This window comes from Pseudomonas sp. GW821-FHT02B10, from assembly GCF_059421865.1.
In genome coordinates, this window is sequence record NZ_JBWKVU010000003.1 from 106230 (window position 1) to 126434 (window position 20205).

General features: G+C 65.4%; 21 protein-coding genes. All 21 read left to right on the forward strand.

Annotated features, from left to right (window positions below; all coding sequences use genetic code 11):
* Positions 1–47 precede the first annotated feature (47 nt).
* The 21 genes from AC07VU_RS07925 to AC07VU_RS08025 all read left to right on the forward strand — a co-directional run bounded on the left by AC07VU_RS07925 (position 48) and on the right by AC07VU_RS08025 (position 20110).
* Positions 48–383 carry a type II toxin-antitoxin system RelE/ParE family toxin gene (locus AC07VU_RS07925; RefSeq protein ID WP_009041967.1) on the forward strand — a complete coding sequence of 112 codons (336 nt, stop codon included), beginning with the start codon at positions 48–50 and terminating at the stop codon, positions 381–383.
* 5 nt (positions 384–388) lie between these two features.
* Positions 389–712, forward strand: coding sequence for a helix-turn-helix domain-containing transcriptional regulator (locus tag AC07VU_RS07930; RefSeq protein WP_007932872.1), 324 nt, complete (start codon positions 389–391; stop codon positions 710–712).
* A 114-nt stretch (positions 713–826) separates the two neighbouring features.
* Positions 827–1225 carry a DUF2946 domain-containing protein gene (locus tag AC07VU_RS07935; protein WP_007932873.1) on the forward strand — a complete coding sequence of 133 codons (399 nt, stop codon included), beginning with the start codon at positions 827–829 and terminating at the stop codon, positions 1223–1225.
* A gap of 48 nt (positions 1226–1273) precedes the next feature.
* Positions 1274–1768: a copper chaperone PCu(A)C gene (locus tag AC07VU_RS07940; protein WP_495029698.1), complete on the forward strand. Its 495-nt coding sequence runs from the start codon at positions 1274–1276 to the stop codon at positions 1766–1768.
* 54 nt (positions 1769–1822) lie between these two features.
* Positions 1823–2233 (forward strand): DUF2946 domain-containing protein, encoded by a 411-nt coding sequence (locus tag AC07VU_RS07945; RefSeq protein WP_457275537.1) that lies wholly within the window; start codon positions 1823–1825, stop codon positions 2231–2233.
* A gap of 91 nt (positions 2234–2324) precedes the next feature.
* On the forward strand, positions 2325–4460 hold the full coding sequence (locus tag AC07VU_RS07950; protein ID WP_495029699.1) for a TonB-dependent copper receptor: 2136 nt from the start codon (positions 2325–2327) through the stop codon (positions 4458–4460).
* A gap of 146 nt (positions 4461–4606) precedes the next feature.
* Complete coding sequence (locus AC07VU_RS07955; protein ID WP_495029700.1) at positions 4607–5989, forward strand: PepSY-associated TM helix domain-containing protein; 1383 nt, start codon at positions 4607–4609, stop codon at positions 5987–5989.
* 158 nt (positions 5990–6147) lie between these two features.
* Positions 6148–8286, forward strand: coding sequence for a TonB-dependent receptor (locus AC07VU_RS07960; RefSeq protein ID WP_495029701.1), 2139 nt, complete (start codon positions 6148–6150; stop codon positions 8284–8286).
* A 129-nt stretch (positions 8287–8415) separates the two neighbouring features.
* The gene (locus AC07VU_RS07965; RefSeq protein WP_009041960.1) at positions 8416–9204 is read left to right on the forward strand and encodes an ABC transporter ATP-binding protein; all 789 of its coding nucleotides are present in this window, start codon (positions 8416–8418) and stop codon (positions 9202–9204) included.
* The gene (locus AC07VU_RS07970) at positions 9201–10166 is read left to right on the forward strand and encodes an ABC transporter substrate-binding protein (RefSeq protein WP_495029702.1); all 966 of its coding nucleotides are present in this window, start codon (positions 9201–9203) and stop codon (positions 10164–10166) included. The genes AC07VU_RS07965 and AC07VU_RS07970 overlap by 4 nt, the downstream gene beginning before the upstream one ends.
* Complete coding sequence (locus AC07VU_RS07975) at positions 10163–11173, forward strand: FecCD family ABC transporter permease (RefSeq protein WP_053259464.1); 1011 nt, start codon at positions 10163–10165, stop codon at positions 11171–11173. The genes AC07VU_RS07970 and AC07VU_RS07975 overlap by 4 nt, the downstream gene beginning before the upstream one ends.
* Positions 11174–11590: 417 nt before the next feature.
* Complete coding sequence (gene urtA, locus AC07VU_RS07980; RefSeq protein ID WP_007930955.1) at positions 11591–12856, forward strand: urea ABC transporter substrate-binding protein; 1266 nt, start codon at positions 11591–11593, stop codon at positions 12854–12856.
* A gap of 174 nt (positions 12857–13030) precedes the next feature.
* Positions 13031–14533: an urea ABC transporter permease subunit UrtB gene (gene urtB, locus AC07VU_RS07985; RefSeq protein ID WP_274305383.1), complete on the forward strand. Its 1503-nt coding sequence runs from the start codon at positions 13031–13033 to the stop codon at positions 14531–14533.
* The gene (urtC, locus tag AC07VU_RS07990; protein ID WP_495029703.1) at positions 14533–15612 is read left to right on the forward strand and encodes an urea ABC transporter permease subunit UrtC; all 1080 of its coding nucleotides are present in this window, start codon (positions 14533–14535) and stop codon (positions 15610–15612) included. Before urtB ends, urtC begins: the two co-directional genes overlap by 1 nt.
* On the forward strand, positions 15609–16469 hold the full coding sequence (urtD, locus tag AC07VU_RS07995) for an urea ABC transporter ATP-binding protein UrtD (protein WP_495029704.1): 861 nt from the start codon (positions 15609–15611) through the stop codon (positions 16467–16469). The genes urtC and urtD overlap by 4 nt, the downstream gene beginning before the upstream one ends.
* A gap of 168 nt (positions 16470–16637) precedes the next feature.
* On the forward strand, positions 16638–17336 hold the full coding sequence (gene urtE / locus AC07VU_RS08000) for an urea ABC transporter ATP-binding subunit UrtE (protein WP_007932913.1): 699 nt from the start codon (positions 16638–16640) through the stop codon (positions 17334–17336).
* Positions 17337–17378: 42 nt separating this feature from the next.
* Positions 17379–18218 carry an urease accessory protein UreD gene (locus tag AC07VU_RS08005; RefSeq protein WP_277590323.1) on the forward strand — a complete coding sequence of 280 codons (840 nt, stop codon included), beginning with the start codon at positions 17379–17381 and terminating at the stop codon, positions 18216–18218.
* A gap of 202 nt (positions 18219–18420) precedes the next feature.
* A complete protein-coding gene (ureA, locus tag AC07VU_RS08010; protein WP_007927275.1) occupies positions 18421–18723 on the forward strand; it encodes an urease subunit gamma in 303 nt (100 codons plus the stop codon).
* Positions 18724–18731: 8 nt separating this feature from the next.
* Positions 18732–19265 carry a GNAT family N-acetyltransferase gene (locus AC07VU_RS08015; RefSeq protein WP_495029705.1) on the forward strand — a complete coding sequence of 178 codons (534 nt, stop codon included), beginning with the start codon at positions 18732–18734 and terminating at the stop codon, positions 19263–19265.
* Positions 19266–19271: 6 nt separating this feature from the next.
* Positions 19272–19805: a GNAT family N-acetyltransferase gene (locus AC07VU_RS08020; protein WP_087089953.1), complete on the forward strand. Its 534-nt coding sequence runs from the start codon at positions 19272–19274 to the stop codon at positions 19803–19805.
* Positions 19802–20110 (forward strand): urease subunit beta, encoded by a 309-nt coding sequence (locus AC07VU_RS08025; RefSeq protein WP_023970264.1) that lies wholly within the window; start codon positions 19802–19804, stop codon positions 20108–20110. Before AC07VU_RS08020 ends, AC07VU_RS08025 begins: the two co-directional genes overlap by 4 nt.
* Positions 20111–20205 lie beyond the last annotated feature (95 nt).

Sequence of the window (20205 nt, forward strand, 5' to 3'; positions counted from 1 at the left end):
AAAGGCCTACCCATATAGTAACTTATTTGTTACCTTTAAGGCCGACGATGATCACAGTCGAGGAATACCAGCAAGAGAACCAGCGCAGCCCCTTCGGTCGCTGGTTCGAAACGCTGGATACCCAGGCAGCCGTCAAGGTTTCCACCGCGCTGCTGCGCCTGGAAATGGGCAACACATCCAACATCAAGTGGTTCGACGGGCTTGGCGAATACCGCATCGATTGGGGCCCGGGCTACAGGATCTACCTGATCCAGGAAGGCCGGCACCTGGTGATCCTGTTTGGCGGTGGCGACAAGTCCACCCAGCAGGCCGACATCAGGCAGGCGAAGAAACTGATCGCCGAATTCCATCACCGCAAGAAGGCCGAACTGAAAACGAGGTGACACCCATGGCACTGACTCGAAGCTTCAAGCACAGCATTGCCGAACGCGCCGAGCGCGATCCGGCGTTTTCCCAGGCGCTGCTGGACGAGGCTGCTACGCTGTTTCTCAACGGCGAACCGGAGATGTCGCGGATCATTCTGCGCGACCTGGTCAACGCCACCGTCGGCTTCGAAGCCCTGGCCCGCGAGACCGCCAAGCCCAGCAAGAGCCTGCATCGCATGCTGTCCGCCAGCGGCAACCCGAGCATGGACAACCTGGCCGCGATCTTCGCCGCCATCCGCGCCAAGCTCGGCGTGGCCATCGAGGTCCGCGCGGTACCGGCTCACTGAGGAACGGCCAATCCAGGTGGCTCTGCGACACCACACCGCACGGCGCCTTTTTACTTATCCACAGCGATCAGGCTAAATACCCCCCCTGTTCGCTCAACCTGACGGATCGTCACCATGTCCCGACAACGGCTCGCATTTGCCTGGATCGCCTGCTTCGCAGTGCTGTTCAACATGCTTGCCATGCCGCTTTCGGGAGCCATGCAGCAGACCGATCGAGCACCTGCCGAGCAACTGTTGTGGGGCAGCTTCTGTTCCTCCAGCGGCACCAAACTGGTGGCGATCTCCCTGGGCAAGCTGGAACAGCAAGCCCCGCAGAACGACGATCACTCCACCATGCAGCACTGCTGGTGCTGTTCCGGCTCGGCGCCCCTGGTCGCCCTGCCAGGCCATGCGCCGCAGTTGTATTTCGCCCGTTTCGAGTCCAACCGCAGCGTCGCGCCACCCGCGCTGGTCATGCCCACGCCACGCCAGCAATGGCCGAGCCTCAATCCCCGCGCTTCACCTCTGGTCTGATTCCACCTCGCAATTGATCTGCGTGTCGAATCGTTCTGGAGAACTGCCATGTTGAAATCCGTACAGGCCCTGCAAGCCTTGCTGCTGGCCGCCCTGCTGTTGCCCGCTGGTTTTGCCACCGCCCATGAATACCAGGCTGGCGAGTTGCAGATTGCCCACCCCTGGTCACAGGAGCTGCCGCCCAACGCACCTACGGTGGCGGCCTATTTTGTCATTCATAACACCGGCAAGAATGCCGACCGCCTGCTCGGCGTCGACTCGCCGATCTCGGGCAAGGCCGAGCTGCATGAACACGTGCAGCAGGGCGACCTGATGAAAATGCAGCAGGTGCCCAACGTGGCGATCGCCCCGGGCGCGACCGTCACCTTCGCGCCCATGGCCTATCACGTGATGCTGCTGGAGCTCAAAGACCGCAACCTGCTCAGCGACGGCAAGCGCTTCCCGCTGACCCTGCACTTCGAGAAATCCGGCGACGTCACGGTCGAGGTGGCGGTGCAGAAGCAGGCGCCCGCGGGCAGCCAGGAACACATGCACGCCCAATAAGCCCCGGCAGTCATTACCCTGAACGCCTTGCGCTCGCCTGGCACCCGGCGATCCGTGCGCACGCCCCTGAAAGTACGGCGTGGCAGCTGGATCAGCCTGTTCGCCATGCTGATGATCTTTATCGGTCCGCTGATTTCCCAGTCGATGCCGATGGATCAGGCCATGCCGATGAACCTGTCCATGTCCATGTCGATGGACATGAACATGGGCGAGCCCGGCTGCCACGGTGAAAACCCTCACGGCGCGGAGCACGGCAAGGTCCAGGGCGAACACCATGCGCTCTGGGAAAAATGCGGTTATTGCAGCCTGCTGTTCAACTGCCCGGCGCTGCCTGGCAGCTTGTCGTTCACGGCGCTCGACAGTTCGCCGTCCAGCCACTTCCTCACCCCCTCGCCGCGCCTGGGCCATGCCCGGCAGACGGTGTTCCCCGGCGCCCGGACCCGCGCGCCACCTGTCATTGCGTAAACCCCTCAACCGCACTTCACCCGGCCGACTGTAGAAAAGACAGCCGCAGGCTGCTGGCCGTGTTGTTTACGAAATGATTGATGGAACCTTTATGTCCAGGTTTTCTGCTGACACTCGCCTGTGCTCCGCCCAGGCCCCCGCGACCTTTGCCCTGAACGAACCTCGCGTACGTTTCAGCCACGCCATCGCCCTGCTCTGCGGCGCCCTGCTCACGCCGCTGGCCCTGGCGGCCGAACAGCCGGTGGATCACAGCCAGCACGGCGAAGAACTGAGCCCGACGGTGATCACCGCCATCGCCCCCAGCTCACCGCTGACCGTGGTCACTAACCCCAAGGATCCGCGCCAGCCGGTCCCGGCCAGCGATGGCGGCGACTACCTGAAGACCATTCCCGGCTTCGCCCTGGTGCGCAACGGCGGCACCAACGGCGACCCGGTGCTGCGCGGCATGTTCGGCTCGCGCCTGAACATCCTCACCAACGGCGGCATGATGCTCGGCGCCTGCCCTGGCCGCATGGACGCGCCGACCTCCTATATCTCGCCGGAAACCTACGACAAGCTGACGGTGATCAAGGGTCCGCAAACCGTGCTCTGGGGGCCGGGCGCTTCGGCCGGGACCATCCTCTTCGACCGCGAGCCGGAAAACTTCGGCGAGCTGGGTACCCGGGTCAACGCCAGCGTCCTGGCCGGCTCCAACGGCCGCTTCGACAAGGTAGTGGATTCCGCCGCCGGCGGACCGCTGGGTTACGTGCGGGTGATCGGCAACCAGGCCCATTCCGACGACTACAAGGACGGCAACAACGACACCGTGCCGTCGCGCTACGACAAGTGGAATGGTGACGTGGCCCTGGGCTGGACCCCGGACGCCGACACCCTGCTGGAGCTCACCGCCGGCAAGGGCGACGGCGAAGCGCGTTACGCCGGGCGCGGCATGGACGGTTCGCAGTTCAAGCGGGAAAGCCTGGGCCTGCGTTTCGAGCGTTCCAATATCGGCGAGGTGCTGGATAAGGTCGAGGCGCAGGTCTACTACAACTACGCCGACCATGTGATGGACAACTACAGCCTGCGCACGCCGTCCGGCACCGGGATGATGGCCGGCCCCATGGCCAGCAACGTCGACCGCCGCACCCTCGGCGCGCGGATCAAGGCCACCTGGCGCTGGGCCGATGTGCAGTTGATCAGCGGTATCGATGCGCAGACCAACGAGCACCGTCAGCGCAAAGGCATGGGTATCGACACCTATAAGGACCAGCCGCGCACCAAGGACGCCGACTTCCATAACTACGGCGCGTTCGGCGAGCTGACCTGGTACGCCGCCGACCGCGACCGGCTGATCAGCGGCGCCCGAGTGGACCGCGCCTCGGCCAAGGACTACCGCCAGAGCATCGGTTCCGGAATGATGGCCCGGCCCAACCCGACCGCCGGCGATACCCGCGCCGACACCCTGCCCAGCGGTTTCATCCGCTACGAGCATGACCTGGCCGACAGCCCGACCACGGTCTACGCCGGCATCGGCCACGCGCAACGCTTCCCGGATTACTGGGAGCTGTTCTCGCCGAAAATGGGCCCGGCCGGATCGGTCAACGCCTTCGATTCGATCAAGCCGGAAAAGACCACCCAGCTCGACTTCGGCCTGCAATACAAGACCGCGGAACTGGAAGCCTGGGCCTCGGGTTACATCGGCCAGGTACGCGACTACATCCTGTTCAACTACCGCCCCGGGATGATGGGCATGACCTCGCAAGCCGAGAACATCGACGCCCGCATCATGGGTGGCGAACTCGGCGCGGCCTACAAGCTGACCGACAACTGGAAGGCCGACGCCACCCTCGCCTACGCCTGGGGCAAGAACAGCAGCGACGGCTCGCCGCTACCGCAGATGCCGCCGCTGGACGCGCGTTTCGGCCTGACCTACAGCGCGGACAACTGGAGCGCAGGCGCCCTGTGGCGAGTGGTGGCGGCGCAGAACCGCATCGACGAAAACAAGGGCAACGTGGTCGGCAAGGACTTCGGCAAGAGCGGCGGCTTCGGCGTGTTCTCGCTCAACGGCGCCTATCGGATCAACAAGAACCTGAAGGTCAGCACCGGCGTCGACAACCTGTTCGGCAAGGCCTACGCCGAACACCTGAACCTGGCCGGCAACGCCGGGTTCGGCTACCCGGCCAATGACCCGCAAGCCATCAACGAGCCGGGGCGCACGCTCTGGACCAAGGTGGATCTGAGCTTCTAAACACAACAACAAATGGAGCCGCTGCCGAAGGGCTGCGATAAGGCCGAAGGCCTTCAGCGCTATTGAGTACGTTGCGGCCGTTCCGGCCGATCGCCGCCTATCGGCAGCGGCTACAGAGAGTAATTGCCCATGCGGAGCATTCCCTGATGAGCCAACCGAAAGTGTCTTTCTATAACCTGGCCTGGCGCTGGCATTTCTACGCCGGGCTGTTCGTGGCCCCTTTCATGGTGATGCTGTCCCTGACCGGGATCATCTACCTGTTCAAACCCCAGCTCGACCCGCTGATGTACGGCCACCTGCTGCAGGTGCCGGCGGGGCACCATATTCTCAGCGCCGATGAACAACTCCAGCGGGTCCGGGCCGCGTATCCCCAGGGCCATGTCAAACAGTACCTGCCGCCGCTCGAAGCCGGGCGCAGCGCGCAGTTCGTGGTGCAGAAGGAAGGTGGCGAACTCAATGTGTTCGTCGACCCTTACCACGGCAATATCCTTGGCGAGCAGGACGCCAAGAACAATCTGCAAGCCATCGCCCGGGCCATCCATGGCGAGCTGATGATCGGCACCCTCGGCGACCGGCTGGTAGAGCTGGCTGCGGGCTGGGGCATCGTCCTGGTGGTGTCCGGGCTGTACCTGTGGTGGCCGCGCGGCAAGTCTTCGGCCGGGGTGTTGTGGCCGCGGTTCAGCAGCCGCGGCCGTGTGCTGTGGCGCGACCTGCACGCCGTGGTCGGCTTCTGGGGCGCGGCGTTCCTGCTGGTGATGCTGCTCAGCGGCATGACCTGGACCGGCTTCTGGGGCAAGCAATACGCCGAGCTGTGGAATCGCTTCCCGGCGGCGATGTGGAACGATGTGCCCAAGTCCGACCAGCAGGCCGGCGAGCTCAACACCGCCAGCCGTCAGATCGTGCCCTGGGCCATGGAGAACACACCGCTGCCGATGTCCGGCGACCATGCCGAACACATGGCCCACGGCGCCGCGCACGAAGGCCCGGCGGCGCCCACGGTCAGCCTGCAGCAGGTGCAGGACATCGCCACCCAGCGCCAGGTCGAAGCCGGCTACAGCATCACCCTGCCGACCAGCGCCAGCGGCGTGTTCACCATCGCCGTGTTCGCCGACGACCCGCGCAACGACGCCACCCTGCATGTCGACCAATACACCGGCAAGGTCCTGGCCGATGTGCGCTGGCAGCAGTACAGCAATGTGGCCCGCGCCACCGAAGTCGGGGTGATGCTGCACGAAGGCAAGATGTTCGGCCCGTTCAACCAGATCGTGGTGCTGCTGATCTGCCTGATGATTCTGCTGAGCGCCGTCAGCGGCCTGGTGATCTGGTGGAAGCGTCGCCCCCAGGGGCGCCTCGGTGTACCGCCGCTGCGCCATGACCTGCCGAAATGGAAAACCGCGATGGCGATCATGCTCGCGCTGGCCGTGGCCTTTCCCCTGGTCGGGGCCTCGCTGGTGGCCGTGTGGTTGCTGGATCGCGTGCTGTTGTCGCGCTGGAACCGCTCGACTGAATCGGCCTCATCTTCATCATGAACCAGGCGAGATGCGCGGTTTAGAGGGATCTGTAGACTGCTGTCGGTTCAATTTACGACACGCATAATGTTACCTTGTAACATTAAAGTGTAAGATCCCCTACCCGCAGCCGCCCATGCTGCGGGTAACCCTCTCGAAGAAGCGACTCAGCCGCCCCGATGAACCGCCCGACAAATAAGCTCCTGGCGTCCAGCCTCTGCCTGCTGGTCCTGAATCACCCCGCCCAGGCCGACGACGCACCCCTGATGCTGCCCACCGGCACCATCAGCGCGCCCGCCATCGATACGCAGGACATCAGCCTGCAAACCCCGACCACCGCCGGTTCGCGCCTGGACCTGAGCGCCCTGCAAACCCCGGCCAGCACCGAGAGCCTGAGCGGCGAGCGCATTCGTCAGCGTGGCGACCGCAGCGTGCAGGACGCTGTGTCGCGCGGCACCGGGATCAGCCGCACCGGCACGCCCGGCGACGGCGGCACTTCGCTGTCGGCGCGCGGCTTTACCGGCCAGGGTTCGGTGATGCAGCTGTATGACGGCAATCGCCTGTACAGCGGCATGGGCACCGTGACCTTCCCGGTGGACACCTGGTCGGTGGAACGGGTGGATGTGCTGCGTGGCCCGGCCTCGGTGCTGTATGGCGAAGGCGCCACCGGCGCGGTGGTCAACGTGATCCCGAAAAAGCCCTTCACCGGCGAAATCGAAAACCACCTGCGCCTCGGCTACGGTTCCTATGACAGCCAGCAGCAGGCCCTCGACAGCGGCGGCTCGCTGAGCGACACCCTGAGCTATCGCCTGAACCTCAACCGCCTGCGCAGCAACGGCTGGATCGATCGCGGTGACAGCGCCAGCGACTTCATCAGCGCGGCACTGCGCTGGCAGGCCACGGACGACCTGGCGTTCACCCTCGCCCACGACTACGGCGACCAGCAGCCGATGAATGATTTCGGCACCCCGCTGGTCAATGGCCGCTTCCATGAGGGCCTGCGGGACAAGAACTACAACATCGGCAACGACAAGCAGCACTACAACGATCAGTGGACGCGCCTGACCAGCGAGTGGCAGCTCTCCGACGCCGTCAGCGCCAGCAACGAGCTGTATTACCTCAAGGCCCAACGGCGCTGGCAGAACGCCGAAAACTACCGCTGGGACACCGCCGGCCAGCAGCTTCTGCGCAGCGGCAATTTCGCCATCAAGCACCAGCAGGAGCAGGTCGGTGATCGCCAGACCTTCACCTTCAAGCACGGCCTGTTCGGCCTCGACAGCCAGACCCTGGCCGGAGTCGATTACAACCGCATCCGCTTCCAGCTCAACAGCAACTCGCCGTTCAAGGATGCGCTGCCGGATGGCCAGCCGCTGGATCTGCAGCACCCGGACAAGGGCCGCTTCGACAGCGCCTCGGCCTATCGCCCACAGTTCCAGAGCACCACCAAACAGATGTCGGCCTTCGCCGAAAACCGTACCCAACTGAGCGAGCGCTGGTCGCTGGTGACCGGCGTGCGCCGCGACTACGTGCAGGTGGATCGCGACAACCTGGTGGACGGCAGCCAGAGCGACAAGACCCTGACCGGCAACAACTGGAAGGCCGGGCTGGTGTTCGCCCTGACGCCGGACACCTCGTTCTACGGCCAGTACGCCACCAGCACCGACGGCGTCGGCGGCCTGATTTCCCTGAGCCCGAGCCAGCAGCAATACGACCTGGCCCGCGCCCGGCAGAGCGAGATCGGCCTCAAGCAGATGTTCTGGGACCAGCGCGGCGAGTGGACCCTGGCGGCCTATCACATCGTCAAGAAGAAGCTGCTGACCGACGACCCGGGCAACCCGACGCTCAAGCAGCAGGTCGGCCAGCAATCGTCCCGCGGCCTGGAAGCCAGCCTCGAGCTGCAACTGCCCCACGCCTGGCAACTGCAAGCCAATGCCGCCATCGTCAAGGCCGAGTACGACGACTTCGAAGAACAGGTCGGCAACCAGTTCGTCTCGCGCAGCGGCAATCGCCCGGTGGACGTGCCACGGCGCACCGCCAACCTGTGGCTGAACAAGGCGGTGACCGATAACCTGCGGGCCGGTGCCGGGGTGCGTTATGTCGATGCCCGCTACGCCGACCTGGCCAACCGCAACGAGCTGCCCAGCTACACCGTGGTCGACGCGGTGCTGTCGTGGAAAGCCCTGCGCGATACCACCTTCGGTTTGCAGCTGAACAATCTGTTCGACCGGCAATACGCGCAAAGCCAATACAATGAGGGCCAGCAATGGATCCTCGGCGAACCACGGTCGTTTTTCGTGACCGCCGATTACGCCTTTTAACCAATACCTGTAGCCGCGGCCGAAGGCTGCGATCGCGACCGAAGGGCGCGCAAGGCCTCAAGATCGCCGAAGGCCTTCGGCCTTATCGCAGCCTTCGGCAGCGGCTACAGGGAATCATATGGACCCTGCATGACCTCGCTGAACCTCACCAACCTGGCCTGGACACCCCTGGGCCAGGGCCACTGTCATCACCAGTTCCAGCTGCGTGAGGCCAGCCTGCGCGTGGCGCCGGGGGAGTTCGTCGGGCTGATCGGGCCCAACGGCAGCGGCAAGACCAGCCTGCTGCGCTGCAGCTATCGCTTCAGCCGGCCGGACCAGGGCGAAGTCCGGCTCGATCACTACAACGTCTGGAAGCAGACACCGCGCTGGTGCGCGCAACGCATCGCCGTGGTGTTGCAGGAGTTCCCCGAGGCCTTCGGCCTGACCGTCGCAGAAGTGGTCGCCATGGGCCGCACCCCGCACAAGGGCCTGTTCGACGGCGACAGCACCGCAGACCGCGCCATCGCCCGCCAGGCGCTGGAGTCGGTGGGCCTGCTGGGTTTCGAGGCGCATGCCTTCGCCACCTTGTCCGGCGGGGAAAAGCAGCGGGTGATCCTCGCCCGCGCCCTGGCCCAGCAACCGCAACTGCTGATCCTCGACGAGCCGACCAACCACCTCGACCCGCGCTACCAGCTGGAGCTGCTGCAACGGGTCAAGCGCCTGGGCATCGGCACCCTCGCCAGCATCCATGACCTGAACCTGGCCGCCGCCTTCTGCGATCGCCTGTACGTGATCGATCACGGACGCATCGTCGCCAGCGGCACGCCCGAGCAAGTGCTGACGGTCACGCTGCTGCGCGAGGTGTTCGGCGTCGACGCCCTGGTCGACCGACACCCGCTGTCCGGCTACCCACGAATCACCTGGATAACCCAACCATGACCCCGCGCGTCTCACTCAACTGCCTGATCCCTGCCGGCCTGGCCCTGTCGCTGCTCGCCGGCCAGGCCTGCGCCGAAGCCACCCGTTACCCGCTGACCGTCCACAGTTGCAACCGCGAGGTGACCTTCAAGGAAGCACCCAAGCACGCCCTGAGCCACGACATCAACATGACCCAGATGATGCTCGCCCTGGGCCTCAAGTCGCGCATGGTCGGCTACAGCGGCATCAGCGGCTGGAAGGCGGTGACGCCCGAGATGCAGGCCATCCTCGACGGCCTGCCGGAGCTGGCGGCCAAGTACCCGTCGGTGGAAACCCTGCTCGACGCCAATGTCGATTTCTTCTTCGCCGGCTGGGACTACGGCATGCGCGTCGGCGGCGACCTGACCCCACAGACCCTGACGCCGCTGGGCATCAATGTGCTGGAGCTGACCGAGTCCTGCGCCTTCGTGATGAAGCGTCCGGCCGCCAGCCTCGACGACACCTACAACGACCTGCGCAACCTCGGGCGGATCTTCGACGTGCAGGACCGCGCCAACCAGTTGATCGCCGAGATGCAGCAACAGGTCGCCGCGATCCAGCAGGACCTGCCCACGGAAAAACCGCGGGTGTTCCTCTACGACAGCGGCGAAGACCGCGCCATGACCTCCGGCCGACTGGGCATGCCCCAGGCGCTGATCGACGCCGCCGGTGGGCGCAACATCCTCGACGACGTCGAGGCCAGCTGGACCCGGGTCAACTGGGAAACCGTGGTCGAGCGCAACCCGCAGGTGATCGTGATCGTCGACTACAGCGAAGTCACCGCCGAGCAGAAACGGCAGTTCCTGCTGGACAACAAGGCGCTGCAATCGGTGGATGCGATCCGTAACCAGCGCTTCATCGTGATCCCTTACGTGCAGGCCACGCCGGGCATCGATAACGTCGAAGCGGTGCAAACCCTGGCCAAGGGTTTCCACGGCGCATGATCGATCGTCGTTATGCCTTGTTGCTGACTGCCCTCGGCGCGTTACTGCTGGCGTCCTGCGTGCTGTCCCTGGGCTTCGGCTCGGCGCGGGTGCCGGTGGATGTGGTCTGGCGCATCCTGCTGCACAAGACCCTCGGCCTGGGCGAGGCGGACTGGAGCGCCGGGCAGGAACATATCGTCTGGCTGATCCGCGTGCCGCGCATGTTGCTCGGGGCCCTGGTCGGCGCCGGGCTGGCCTTGATCGGCGCGGTGCTGCAAGCAGTGACGCGCAATCCGCTGGCCGACCCGCACCTGCTCGGCGTGACCTCCGGCGCCACCCTGGGCGCGGTGATCGTGGTGCTGCATGTGGGTGAAATCGTCGGCCTGCTGACCCTGCCCATCGCCGCCTTTATCGGCGCGTTGGCGAGCATGCTGCTGGTGCTCGGCATCGCCGCGCGCCACGGCCGGCTCGACAGCGACCGCCTGCTGCTGTGCGGGGTGGCGGTGTCCTTCGTGATGATGGCGGTGGCCAACCTGCTGCTGTTCATGGGCGACCACCGCGCCAGCTCGGCGGTGATGTTCTGGATGCTCGGCGGGCTGGGCCTGGCGCGCTGGGAGCTGCTCGCGGTGCCGGCGGCCAGCGTGCTGCTCGGGCTGGTCCTGCTGCTGGGCATGGCACGGCCGTTGAACGCGCTGATGGCCGGCGAGCAGACCGCGGTGACCCTCGGTTTGAATGCCCGCAACGTGCGGCTGCGGGTGTTCCTGATCGCGTCCTTGATGACCGGGGTGCTGGTGTCCATCAGCGGCTCCATCGGCTTCGTCGGGCTGATGGTGCCGCACATTGCCCGGCGTCTGGTGGGCGCCGAGCATCGGCGGCTGTTGCCGGTGTGCGTGCTGCTGGGCAGCGTGTTCCTGGTCTGGGTCGATGTCGCCGCCCGCACCCTGATCGCCCCCGAAGACCTGCCCATAGGCGTGGCCACGGCGGCCATTGGCGGGCTGTTTTTCATCGGCCTGATGCGCCGCCGCTAAAAACCCAACCCCGTAGGAGCGAGGCTTGCCCGCGAAGCTTTTGGCGTCCTTGTGACCGCCTGCGCGGGCAAGCCTCGCCCCTACGGCACGGTTTGGCCAACGATGCCCTGTAGCCGCTGCCGCAGGCTGCGATAAGGCCGAAGGCCTTCGGCGATCTTGAAGCCGTGCGCGCCCTTCGGTCGCGATCGCAGCCTGCGGCAGCGGCTACAAGGGCGGTCGCCACCAGCACCAACGAAGCGCATTCGTGCGCACCAAAGACGCCTGGCGGCCCCGCATTGGTGCGCCAGCCCTCCCCTCCACGCCATGAAAGCGACGTTTTCATGCCCTGTGCCGACTAGGCACACCCCTTGCAAAACAGCCCTTCAGTAGTCCGCATCTGCCAACCAAGAAAACTCATAAGTTCATGGAGATCGCACAATGAAGCGTCGCAGCTTGATCAAGGCTTTCACACTCACGGCAAGCATTGCCGCGATGGGCATGACCTGGACCGTCCAGGCCGCCGAGACCATCAAGGTCGGCATCCTGCATTCGCTGTCGGGGACCATGGCGATCTCCGAAACCTCGCTCAAGGACATGGCGCTGATGACCATTGACGAGATCAACGCCAAGGGCGGCGTCAACGGCAAGCAGCTCGAGGCGGTGGTGGTCGACCCGGCGTCGAACTGGCCGCTGTTCGCCGAGAAGGGCCGCCAGCTGCTGACCCAGGACAAGGTCGCCGTGGTGTTCGGCTGCTGGACCTCGGTGTCGCGCAAGTCGGTGCTGCCGGTGTTCGAGGAACTCAACGGCCTGCTGTTCTACCCGGTGCAATACGAAGGCGAAGAGATGTCGCCGAACGTGTTCTACACCGGCGCGGCGCCTAACCAGCAGGCAATCCCGGCGGTGGAATACCTGATGAGCGAAGACGGCGGCAGCGCCAAGCGCTTCTTCCTGCTCGGCACCGACTATGTCTACCCGCGCACCACCAACAAGATCCTGCGCTCGTTCCTGCATTCCAAGGGCGTGGCCGACAAGGACATCGAAGAGGTCTACACCCCGTTCGGCCACAGCGACTACCAGACCATCGTCGCCAACATCAAGAAGTTCTCCGCCGGCGGCAAGACCGCGGTCATCTCCACGGTCAACGGCGACTCCAACGTGCCGTTCTACAAAGAGCTGGCCAACCAGGGGCTGAAAGCCACCGACGTACCGGTGGTGGCCTTCTCCGTGGGCGAGGAAGAACTGCGCGGCATCGACACCAAGCCGCTGGTGGGCAACCTCGCGGCCTGGAACTACTTCGAGTCCGTGGAGAACCCGGTGAACCAGAAGTTCGTCGCCGACTGGAAAGCCTACGCCAAGGCCAAGAAGCTGCCGGGCGCGGATAAAGCCGTGACCAACGACCCGATGGAGGCCACCTACGTCGGCATCCACATGTGGGCCCAGGCGGTGGAGAAAGCCAAGTCCACCGACGTCGACAAGGTCCGCGAAGCCCTGGCCGGCCAGACCTTCGCCGCGCCGTCGGGCTACACCCTGACCATGGACAAGACCAACCACCACCTGCACAAGCCGGTGATGATCGGCGAGATCCAGCCGGACGGTCAGTTCAACGTGGTCTGGCAGACCGAAGGCCCGATCCGCGCCCAACCGTGGAGCCCGTTCATCCCGGGCAACGACAAGAAGCCGGACTACGCGGTGAAGAGCAACTAAGCAACGGATGGATGCCGGCCGCCACTCCCGCGTCCGGCACAACCTCTGTAGCCGCTGCCGCAGGCTGCGATAAGGTCCGCAGGACCTTGAGGCCCTCGAGAGCACGTCCTCTGCGAGGCCGATCGCAGCCTGCGGCAGCGGCTACAGACCCACGCTCCGCGCAAGGCCATTGATATGCCCACTGCCCTCTACCGTTTCATCCTCGCCTGCCTGCTGTTGCTGCCATTGGCCGCCAGGGCCGGCGACGCCGAAGACTTCGTCGCGGCCAACGCCACGCAACAGGCCAGGCTGCTGGAAAGCTGGGCCGCGCAGCCCGACCCGGCGCGCCTCGAACTGCTCGGCGCCTTGCAACAAGGCCAGCTGACCGTCGATGGGCAAGCCAAGACCTTGCGCCTGAACAATCGCCTGCGGGGTCTGATCGACACCGCCATGGCCAGCCATCAACTGCTCGCCGCCGACGCAAAGATCCGCCTGGCCGCCGCGCAGCAGTTGCAGAAAAGCGCCAAGCCGGCGCAGCTGAAATTCCTCGATGCCAGCCTGGCCGCCGAACAGGACCAGGGCGTACATGACGCCCTGAGCCTGGCCCTGGCCAACCTGCAACTGGTGGACGGCGACCCGGCCGTGCGCCTGGCCGCGGTGCGCCTGCTGGGTGAAACCGGCGACCCGCTGGCCCGCACCCGCCTCGAAGGCCTGCTCGAACCCGGCGTGGAAGCCGATGCCGGGGTGCGCACCGCCGCCGAAACCAGCCTGGCCCAGGTCAAGCGCAAACTGCTGGTGGGCGAGGTGCTCGGCCAGGCCTTCAGCGGCATGTCCCTGGGCTCGATCCTGCTGCTGGCGGCCCTGGGCCTGGCGATCACCTTCGGCCTGCTCGGGGTGATCAACATGGCCCACGGCGAGATGCTGATGCTCGGCGCCTACTCCACCTACATGGTGCAGTTGCTGTTCCAGCGCTACGCCCCGCAGGCCATCGAGTTCTATCCGCTGATTGCCCTGCCGGTGGCGTTCTTCGTCACCGCCGGCATCGGCATGGCCCTGGAACGCACGGTGATCCGCCATCTCTACGGCCGGCCGCTGGAAACCCTGCTCGCCACCTGGGGCATCAGTCTGATGCTGATCCAGCTGGTGCGCCTGGTGTTCGGCGCGCAGAACGTCGAGGTGTCGAACCCGGCCTGGCTGTCCGGCGGGATCCAGGTGCTACCCAACCTGGTGCTGCCCTACAACCGCATCGTGATCATCGCCTTCGCGCTGTTTGTCGTCGTACTCACTTGGCTGCTGCTGAACAAGACCCGCCTGGGCTTGAACGTGCGCGCGGTCACCCAGAACCGCAACATGGCCGCCTGCTGCGGCGTGCCGACAGGACGGGTCGACATGCTTGCCTTCGGCCTCGGTTCCGGCATCGCCGGCCTCGGTGGCGTGGCCCTGAGCCAGATCGGCAACGTCGGCCCGGACCTGGGCCAGAGCTACATCATCGACTCGTTCCTGGTGGTGGTGCTCGGCGGCGTCGGCCAACTGGCCGGTAGCGTGTTCGCCGCGTTCGGCCTGGGGGTAGCCAACAAGATTCTCGAACCCCAGATCGGCGCCGTGCTCGGCAAGATCCTGATCCTCGCGCTGATCATTCTGTTTATCCAGAAACGTCCGCAAGGCCTCTTCGCATTGAAAGGACGGGTGATCGACTGATGAATCAACCATTGCTCATTACCGCCAGCCAGAAGGCCGGGCCCAAGGTTTCCGTCGCCGTCGGCGCGCTGATCCTGGCGGTGCTGCTGGCCCTGCCGCTGCTCTCGCTGCTGGCGCCGGACAACCCGCTGCACGTCTCGGCCTACACCCTGACCCTGGTGGGCAAGATCCTCTGCTACGCCATCGTCGCCCTGGCCCTGGACCTGGTCTGGGGTTATACCGGGTTGCTGTCCCTGGGTCATGGCCTGTTCTTCGCCCTCGGCGGCTACGCCATGGGCATGTACCTGATGCGCCAGGCCGCGGGGGACAGCCTGCCGGCGTTCATGACCTTCCTCTCGTGGACCGAGCTGCCGTGGTACTGGAGCGGCACCGGCAGCTTCCTCTGGGCCCTGTGCCTGGTGGTGCTGGCGCCGGGCTTGCTGGCGCTGGTGTTCGGTTTCTTCGCTTTTCGCTCGCGGATCAAGGGCGTGTATTTCTCGATCATGACCCAGGCCCTGACCTTCGCCGGCATGCTCCTGTTCTTTCGCAACGAGACCGGGTTTGGCGGCAACAACGGCTTCACCAACTTCCGCACCATCCTCGGCTTCGGCATCACCGAGCCTGGGACCCGCGCGGTGCTGTTCCTGGCCACCGTGCTGTTGCTGGTGGCCAGCCTGTATATCGGCTGGCGCCTGGCCCGGAGCAAGTTCGGCCGGGTGCTGACCGCGCTGCGGGACGCGGAAAACCGCCTGATGTTCTGCGGCTACGACCCACGCGGCTTCAAGCTGTTCGTCTGGGTGCTGAGCGCGGTGCTGTGCGGCCTGGCGGGGGCCTTGTATGTACCGCAAGTGGGCATCATCAACCCCAGCGAAATGTCGCCGACCAACTCCATCGAGGCCGCCGTGTGGGTCGCCCTGGGCGGTCGCGGCACGCTGATCGGGCCGCTGCTCGGCGCCGGCGTGGTCAACGGCATGAAGAGCTGGTTCACCGTGGCCTTCCCGGAATACTGGCTGTTCTTCCTTGGGGCGCTCTTCATCATCGTCACCCTGTATTTGCCCAAAGGCATCATCGGCTTGCTGAAGAAAAGGGGCGAATCATGAGAATCACACCGACGGCCGAATTCATGCTCGAACCTATCCTCGATGCCAACAAGGATGCAGGCGCCAGCCGCGACGCCATCGGCCTCGGCCAGGCCGCCGGCAAGGGCCTGAACACCCGCCACGGCACCATCCTGACCCTGGAAGACATCAGCGTCAGCTTCGATGGTTTCAAGGCGCTCAACGACCTGAACCTGTACATCGGCGTCGGCGAGCTGCGTTGCATCATCGGCCCCAACGGCGCGGGCAAGACCACCCTGATGGACGTGATCACCGGCAAGACCCGGCCCACCCACGGCAAGGCCTGGTTCGGCGAAACCCTGGACCTGACGCAGATGAGCGAGGTGCAGATCGCCCAGGCCGGCATCGGCCGCAAGTTCCAAAAACCCACGGTGTTCGAAGCCCTGAGCGTGTTCGAAAACCTGGAGCTGGCGCAGAACACCGACAAGTCGGTGTGGGCCAGCCTGCGGGCGAAACTCTCCGGCGAGCAGAAAGACCGCATCGACAAAGTGCTGGAAACCATTCGCCTGACCGCCTCGGTGGAACGCCAGGCCGGCCTGCTGTCCCACGGCCAGAAGCAGTTCCTGGAAATCGGCATGCTGCTGATGCAGGACCCGCAGTTGCTGCTGCTCGACGAGCCGGTGGCGGGCATGACCGATGCCGAGACCGAGTTCACCGCCGAGCTGTTCAAGCGCCTGGCGGGCAAGCATTCGCTGATGGTGGTGGAGCACGACATGGGCTTCGTCGGCTCGATCGCCGACCACGTCACCGTGCTGCACCAGGGCAGCGTGCTGGCCGAAGGGTCGCTGGAACAGGTGCAGGAAAACGAACGGGTGATCGAGGTCTACCTCGGCCGCTGATCCCTCGAACGCCACATGATCCTGTAGCCGCTGCCGCAGGCTGCGATAGGCCGGGGTCGCGCTCGACCCGCAGGGCCTTCCGAGGCCCCAAGAGCACGTCCTCTTCGAGGCCGATCGCAGCCTTCGGCAGCGGCTACAGCGATCGGCGCAAGCCACAAGGAACCAGACATGCTGCAAGTCGACAAGCTGCACCAGTACTACGGCGGTAGCCACATCCTGCGCGGCCTGAGCTTCGAGGCGAAGGTCGGTGAAGTCACCTGCCTGCTCGGGCGCAACGGGGTGGGCAAGACCACCCTGCTCAAATGCCTGATGGGCCTGCTGCCGGCCAAGGAAGGCACGGTGAACTGGGAAGGCCAGGCCATCACCGCCTACAAGCCCCATCAACGGGTGCATGCCGGCATCGCCTACGTGCCCCAGGGCCGGGAGATCTTCGGCCGCCTGACCGTGGAAGAAAACCTGTTGATGGGGCTTTCCCGTTTTGGCGCGAAAGAAGCCAAGGAAGTGCCGGCCTTCATCTACGAGCTGTTCCCGGTGCTGCTGCAAATGAAACAGCGGCGCGGCGGCGACCTGTCCGGCGGCCAGCAACAGCAGCTGGCCATCGGCCGGGCCCTGGCCAGCCGGCCACGGCTGTTGATCCTCGACGAGCCCACCGAGGGCATCCAGCCGTCGGTGATCAAGGAAATCGGCGCGGTGATCAAGAAACTCGCGGCCCGCGGCGATATGGCGATCCTGTTAGTGGAGCAGTTCTACGACTTCGCCGCCGAACTGGCCGACCAGTACCTGGTGATGTCCCGGGGCGAAATCGTCCAGCAGGGCCGCGGCGAAAATATGCAAGCCGAGGGTGTACGCGGCCTGGTTACCATCTAAGTTACGATCTAGCCTGTAACGTCCAGACACTAAGCACAAACCATGAACCTGCCAGCCCACACCGCCCTGTTCACCCCCAGCTGGCATGCCGAGCTGGAACTCGGCTACGCCCGCTTTGGCGACAGCACACGCCCGGTGCAGCGCCGGCACAAGGGCCCGCTGCGGGTGCAGAAGCACCTGTACGCCGAGGGCCCCGAAGTCTGCCAGCACATCATCGTGCATCCGCCCGGCGGGATTGCCGGCGGCGACCGCCTGCAGATCCGCGCCAGCGTCGACCGCGATGCCTGGGCGCAACTGACCAGCCCCGGCGCCGCCAAGTGGTATCGCGCCAACGGGCCCGCCTATCAGACCCTGGAATTGAACGTCGCCGCCGGCGCCACCCTGGAATGGCTGCCCCAGGAAACCATCGTGTTCAGCGCCGCCCAGGCCGAACTGAGCACCCGTATCGAGCTGCACGGCGACGCCCGGCTGTTCTATTGGGATGTGGTGGCGCTGGGCCGCCCGGCCAGCGACGAGCGCTTCGACCTCGGGCATTTCCAGTCGCACCTGGACATCCGCCGCGACGGCCAGTTGCTGTGGCACGAACGCCAGCGCATCGGCGGCGGCGACGGTTTGCTCGACTCACCGATCGGCCTGGACGGCCAGCCGGTCTTCGCCACCCTGCTGGCCACCGGCGAAATCGACAGCCAGCTGCTGGAGCGTTGCCGTTCGCTGCCTCATGCCGTGCGCGGCGACCTGACGCAACTGCCCGGCCTGCTGGTGGCCCGCTGCCTGGCCAGCGAAGCGCTGCTGGCCCGCGCCTGGCTGATCGACCTGTGGCGCCTGTTGCGCCCGGCCCTGCTGGGGCGCGAGGCGCTGCCGCCGAGGATCTGGAACACATGACACAGCGACACGACTTTCCTGTAGCCGCTGCCGCAGGCTGCGATCGTCCGCGTAGCGGGCGCCAAACCAGACGCCGCGGCGTATCAGGCAGATCGCGTCAACCAGGGTGCGTCTCCTGCGGAGCCGATCGCAGCCTGCGGCAGCGGCTACGGATGCATCGCGCCATGCCCTCTTTCAACTGCTCAACAACGGATTTTGAACGATGGACCTGACCCCACGCGAAAAAGACAAACTGCTGATCTTCACCGCCGGCCTGGTGGCCGAACGGCGCCTGGCCCGTGGCGTGAAGCTCAATTACCCGGAAGCCATGGCCTACATCTCCGCGGCGCTGCTCGAAGGCGCCCGCGACGGCCAGACCGTGGCCGAGCTGATGCACTACGGCACCACCCTGCTGACCCGCGAACAAGTAATGGAAGGCATCCCCGAGATGATTCCGGAAATCCAGGTGGAAGCGACTTTCCCCGACGGCACCAAGCTGGTCACCGTCCACCAACCGATCGCCTGAGGCCGCCCATGACGTATTCCATCCGCGATGCGGTGCATGCCGACCTGCCGGCGATCCGCGATATCTATAACGACGCCGTGCTCAACACCACGGCGATCTGGAACGAACAGGCCGTGGACCTGGGCAATCGCCAGGCCTGGTTCAGCGCCCGCCAGGCCCAGGGTTATCCGATCCTGGTGGCGGTCGACGCCGACGAAAGCGTGCTCGGTTATGCCTCGTTCGGCGACTGGCGGCCCTTCGACGGCTTCCGCCATACCGTCGAGCACTCGGTCTATGTGCGCAACGACCAGCGCGGCAACGGCCTCGGCCCGCGCCTGATGCAAGCGCTGATCGAACGCGCCAAAAGCTGCGACAAGCACGTGATGGTCGCGGCCATCGAAAGCGGCAATGCCGCCTCGATCCGCCTGCACGAACGCCTGGGCTTCGTCACCACCGGACAGATGCCGCAAGTGGGCACCAAGTTCGGGCGCTGGCTGGACCTGACGTTCATGCAACTGACCCTCGATCCGGGGGCGCCACCGCCCACCGTCCACAAGGAGTGATACCCGATGAACGCCGCCCAACTGCGTCGAGTCCATGCGGAGAGCTTTGCCCACTATCGCCAGGGGTTGATTGATCTGTTGTTCGACGCCGTGGGCCACGGCGCCTCGGTCGGTTTCATGGCCGACCTCGACGAGGAACAGGCCCGCGCCTACGTCAACAGCGTCCAGGCCAGCGTGACCGACGGCAGCCTGCTGCTGTGGGTGGTGGTGCAGGACGAGCGGGTCCTGGCCAGCGTGCAACTGGCGCTGTGCCAGAAGCCCAACGGCCTCAATCGCGCCGAGGTACAAAAGCTCCAGGTGCGCCACGACGCCCGCCGCCGTGGCCTGGGCCAGCAGTTGATGCACGCCGTGGAACAGGCGGCGCGCCAGCACAAGCGCGGCCTGCTGTACCTGGACACCGAAGCCGGCTCGGACGCCGAAGCCTTCTACAGCGCCCAGGGCTACACCCGCGTCGGCGAACTGCCGAACTACTGCCAAAGCCCGGACGGCACCTACAGCCCGACCGCCATTTACTTCAAGACTCTGGGGCAACCCGTATGATTCCAGGCCAATACCAGATCCAGCCCGGCGACATCGAACTCAACGCCGGCCGCCGCACCCTCAGCCTGAGCGTCGCCAACAGCGGCGACCGGCCGATCCAGGTGGGCTCGCACTATCACTTTTTCGAAACCAACGACGCCCTGACCTTCGACCGCGCCGCCAGTCGTGGCATGCGCCTGAACATCCCGGCCGGCACCGCCGTGCGCTTCGAGCCGGGGCAGACCCGCGAGGTGGAACTGGTGGACCTGGCCGGGCATCGCCGGGTGTTCGGGTTTGCCGGACGGATCATGGGTGACCTGGACTGATGCAATCCCGGTAGCCGCTGCCGCAGGCTGCGATGGCTGCGCAGCGGCCCCTGCATTTCAAAGCGAACGAAGGTCCTTCGGCCCTTAGCGCAGCC

Coding starts and splice junctions, on each gene's coding strand:
- urtD (WP_495029704.1), top strand. CDS start 15,609: ATGAGAATCACACCGACGGCCGAATTCATGCTCGAACCTATCCTCGAT.
- AC07VU_RS08015 (WP_495029705.1), top strand. CDS start 18,732: ATGACGTATTCCATCCGCGATGCGGTGCATGCCGACCTGCCGGCGATC.
- AC07VU_RS07955 (WP_495029700.1), top strand. CDS start 4,607: ATGAGCCAACCGAAAGTGTCTTTCTATAACCTGGCCTGGCGCTGGCAT.
- AC07VU_RS07965 (WP_009041960.1), top strand. CDS start 8,416: ATGACCTCGCTGAACCTCACCAACCTGGCCTGGACACCCCTGGGCCAG.
- urtE (WP_007932913.1), top strand. CDS start 16,638: ATGCTGCAAGTCGACAAGCTGCACCAGTACTACGGCGGTAGCCACATC.
- AC07VU_RS08005 (WP_277590323.1), top strand. CDS start 17,379: ATGAACCTGCCAGCCCACACCGCCCTGTTCACCCCCAGCTGGCATGCC.
- AC07VU_RS08020 (WP_087089953.1), top strand. CDS start 19,272: ATGAACGCCGCCCAACTGCGTCGAGTCCATGCGGAGAGCTTTGCCCAC.
- AC07VU_RS07960 (WP_495029701.1), top strand. CDS start 6,148: ATGAACCGCCCGACAAATAAGCTCCTGGCGTCCAGCCTCTGCCTGCTG.
- ureA (WP_007927275.1), top strand. CDS start 18,421: ATGGACCTGACCCCACGCGAAAAAGACAAACTGCTGATCTTCACCGCC.
- AC07VU_RS07935 (WP_007932873.1), top strand. CDS start 827: ATGTCCCGACAACGGCTCGCATTTGCCTGGATCGCCTGCTTCGCAGTG.
- urtB (WP_274305383.1), top strand. CDS start 13,031: ATGCCCACTGCCCTCTACCGTTTCATCCTCGCCTGCCTGCTGTTGCTG.
- AC07VU_RS07930 (WP_007932872.1), top strand. CDS start 389: ATGGCACTGACTCGAAGCTTCAAGCACAGCATTGCCGAACGCGCCGAG.
- AC07VU_RS07925 (WP_009041967.1), top strand. CDS start 48: ATGATCACAGTCGAGGAATACCAGCAAGAGAACCAGCGCAGCCCCTTC.
- AC07VU_RS07950 (WP_495029699.1), top strand. CDS start 2,325: ATGTCCAGGTTTTCTGCTGACACTCGCCTGTGCTCCGCCCAGGCCCCC.
- AC07VU_RS07970 (WP_495029702.1), top strand. CDS start 9,201: ATGACCCCGCGCGTCTCACTCAACTGCCTGATCCCTGCCGGCCTGGCC.
- urtA (WP_007930955.1), top strand. CDS start 11,591: ATGAAGCGTCGCAGCTTGATCAAGGCTTTCACACTCACGGCAAGCATT.
- AC07VU_RS07940 (WP_495029698.1), top strand. CDS start 1,274: ATGTTGAAATCCGTACAGGCCCTGCAAGCCTTGCTGCTGGCCGCCCTG.
- AC07VU_RS08025 (WP_023970264.1), top strand. CDS start 19,802: ATGATTCCAGGCCAATACCAGATCCAGCCCGGCGACATCGAACTCAAC.
- urtC (WP_495029703.1), top strand. CDS start 14,533: ATGAATCAACCATTGCTCATTACCGCCAGCCAGAAGGCCGGGCCCAAG.
- AC07VU_RS07975 (WP_053259464.1), top strand. CDS start 10,163: ATGATCGATCGTCGTTATGCCTTGTTGCTGACTGCCCTCGGCGCGTTA.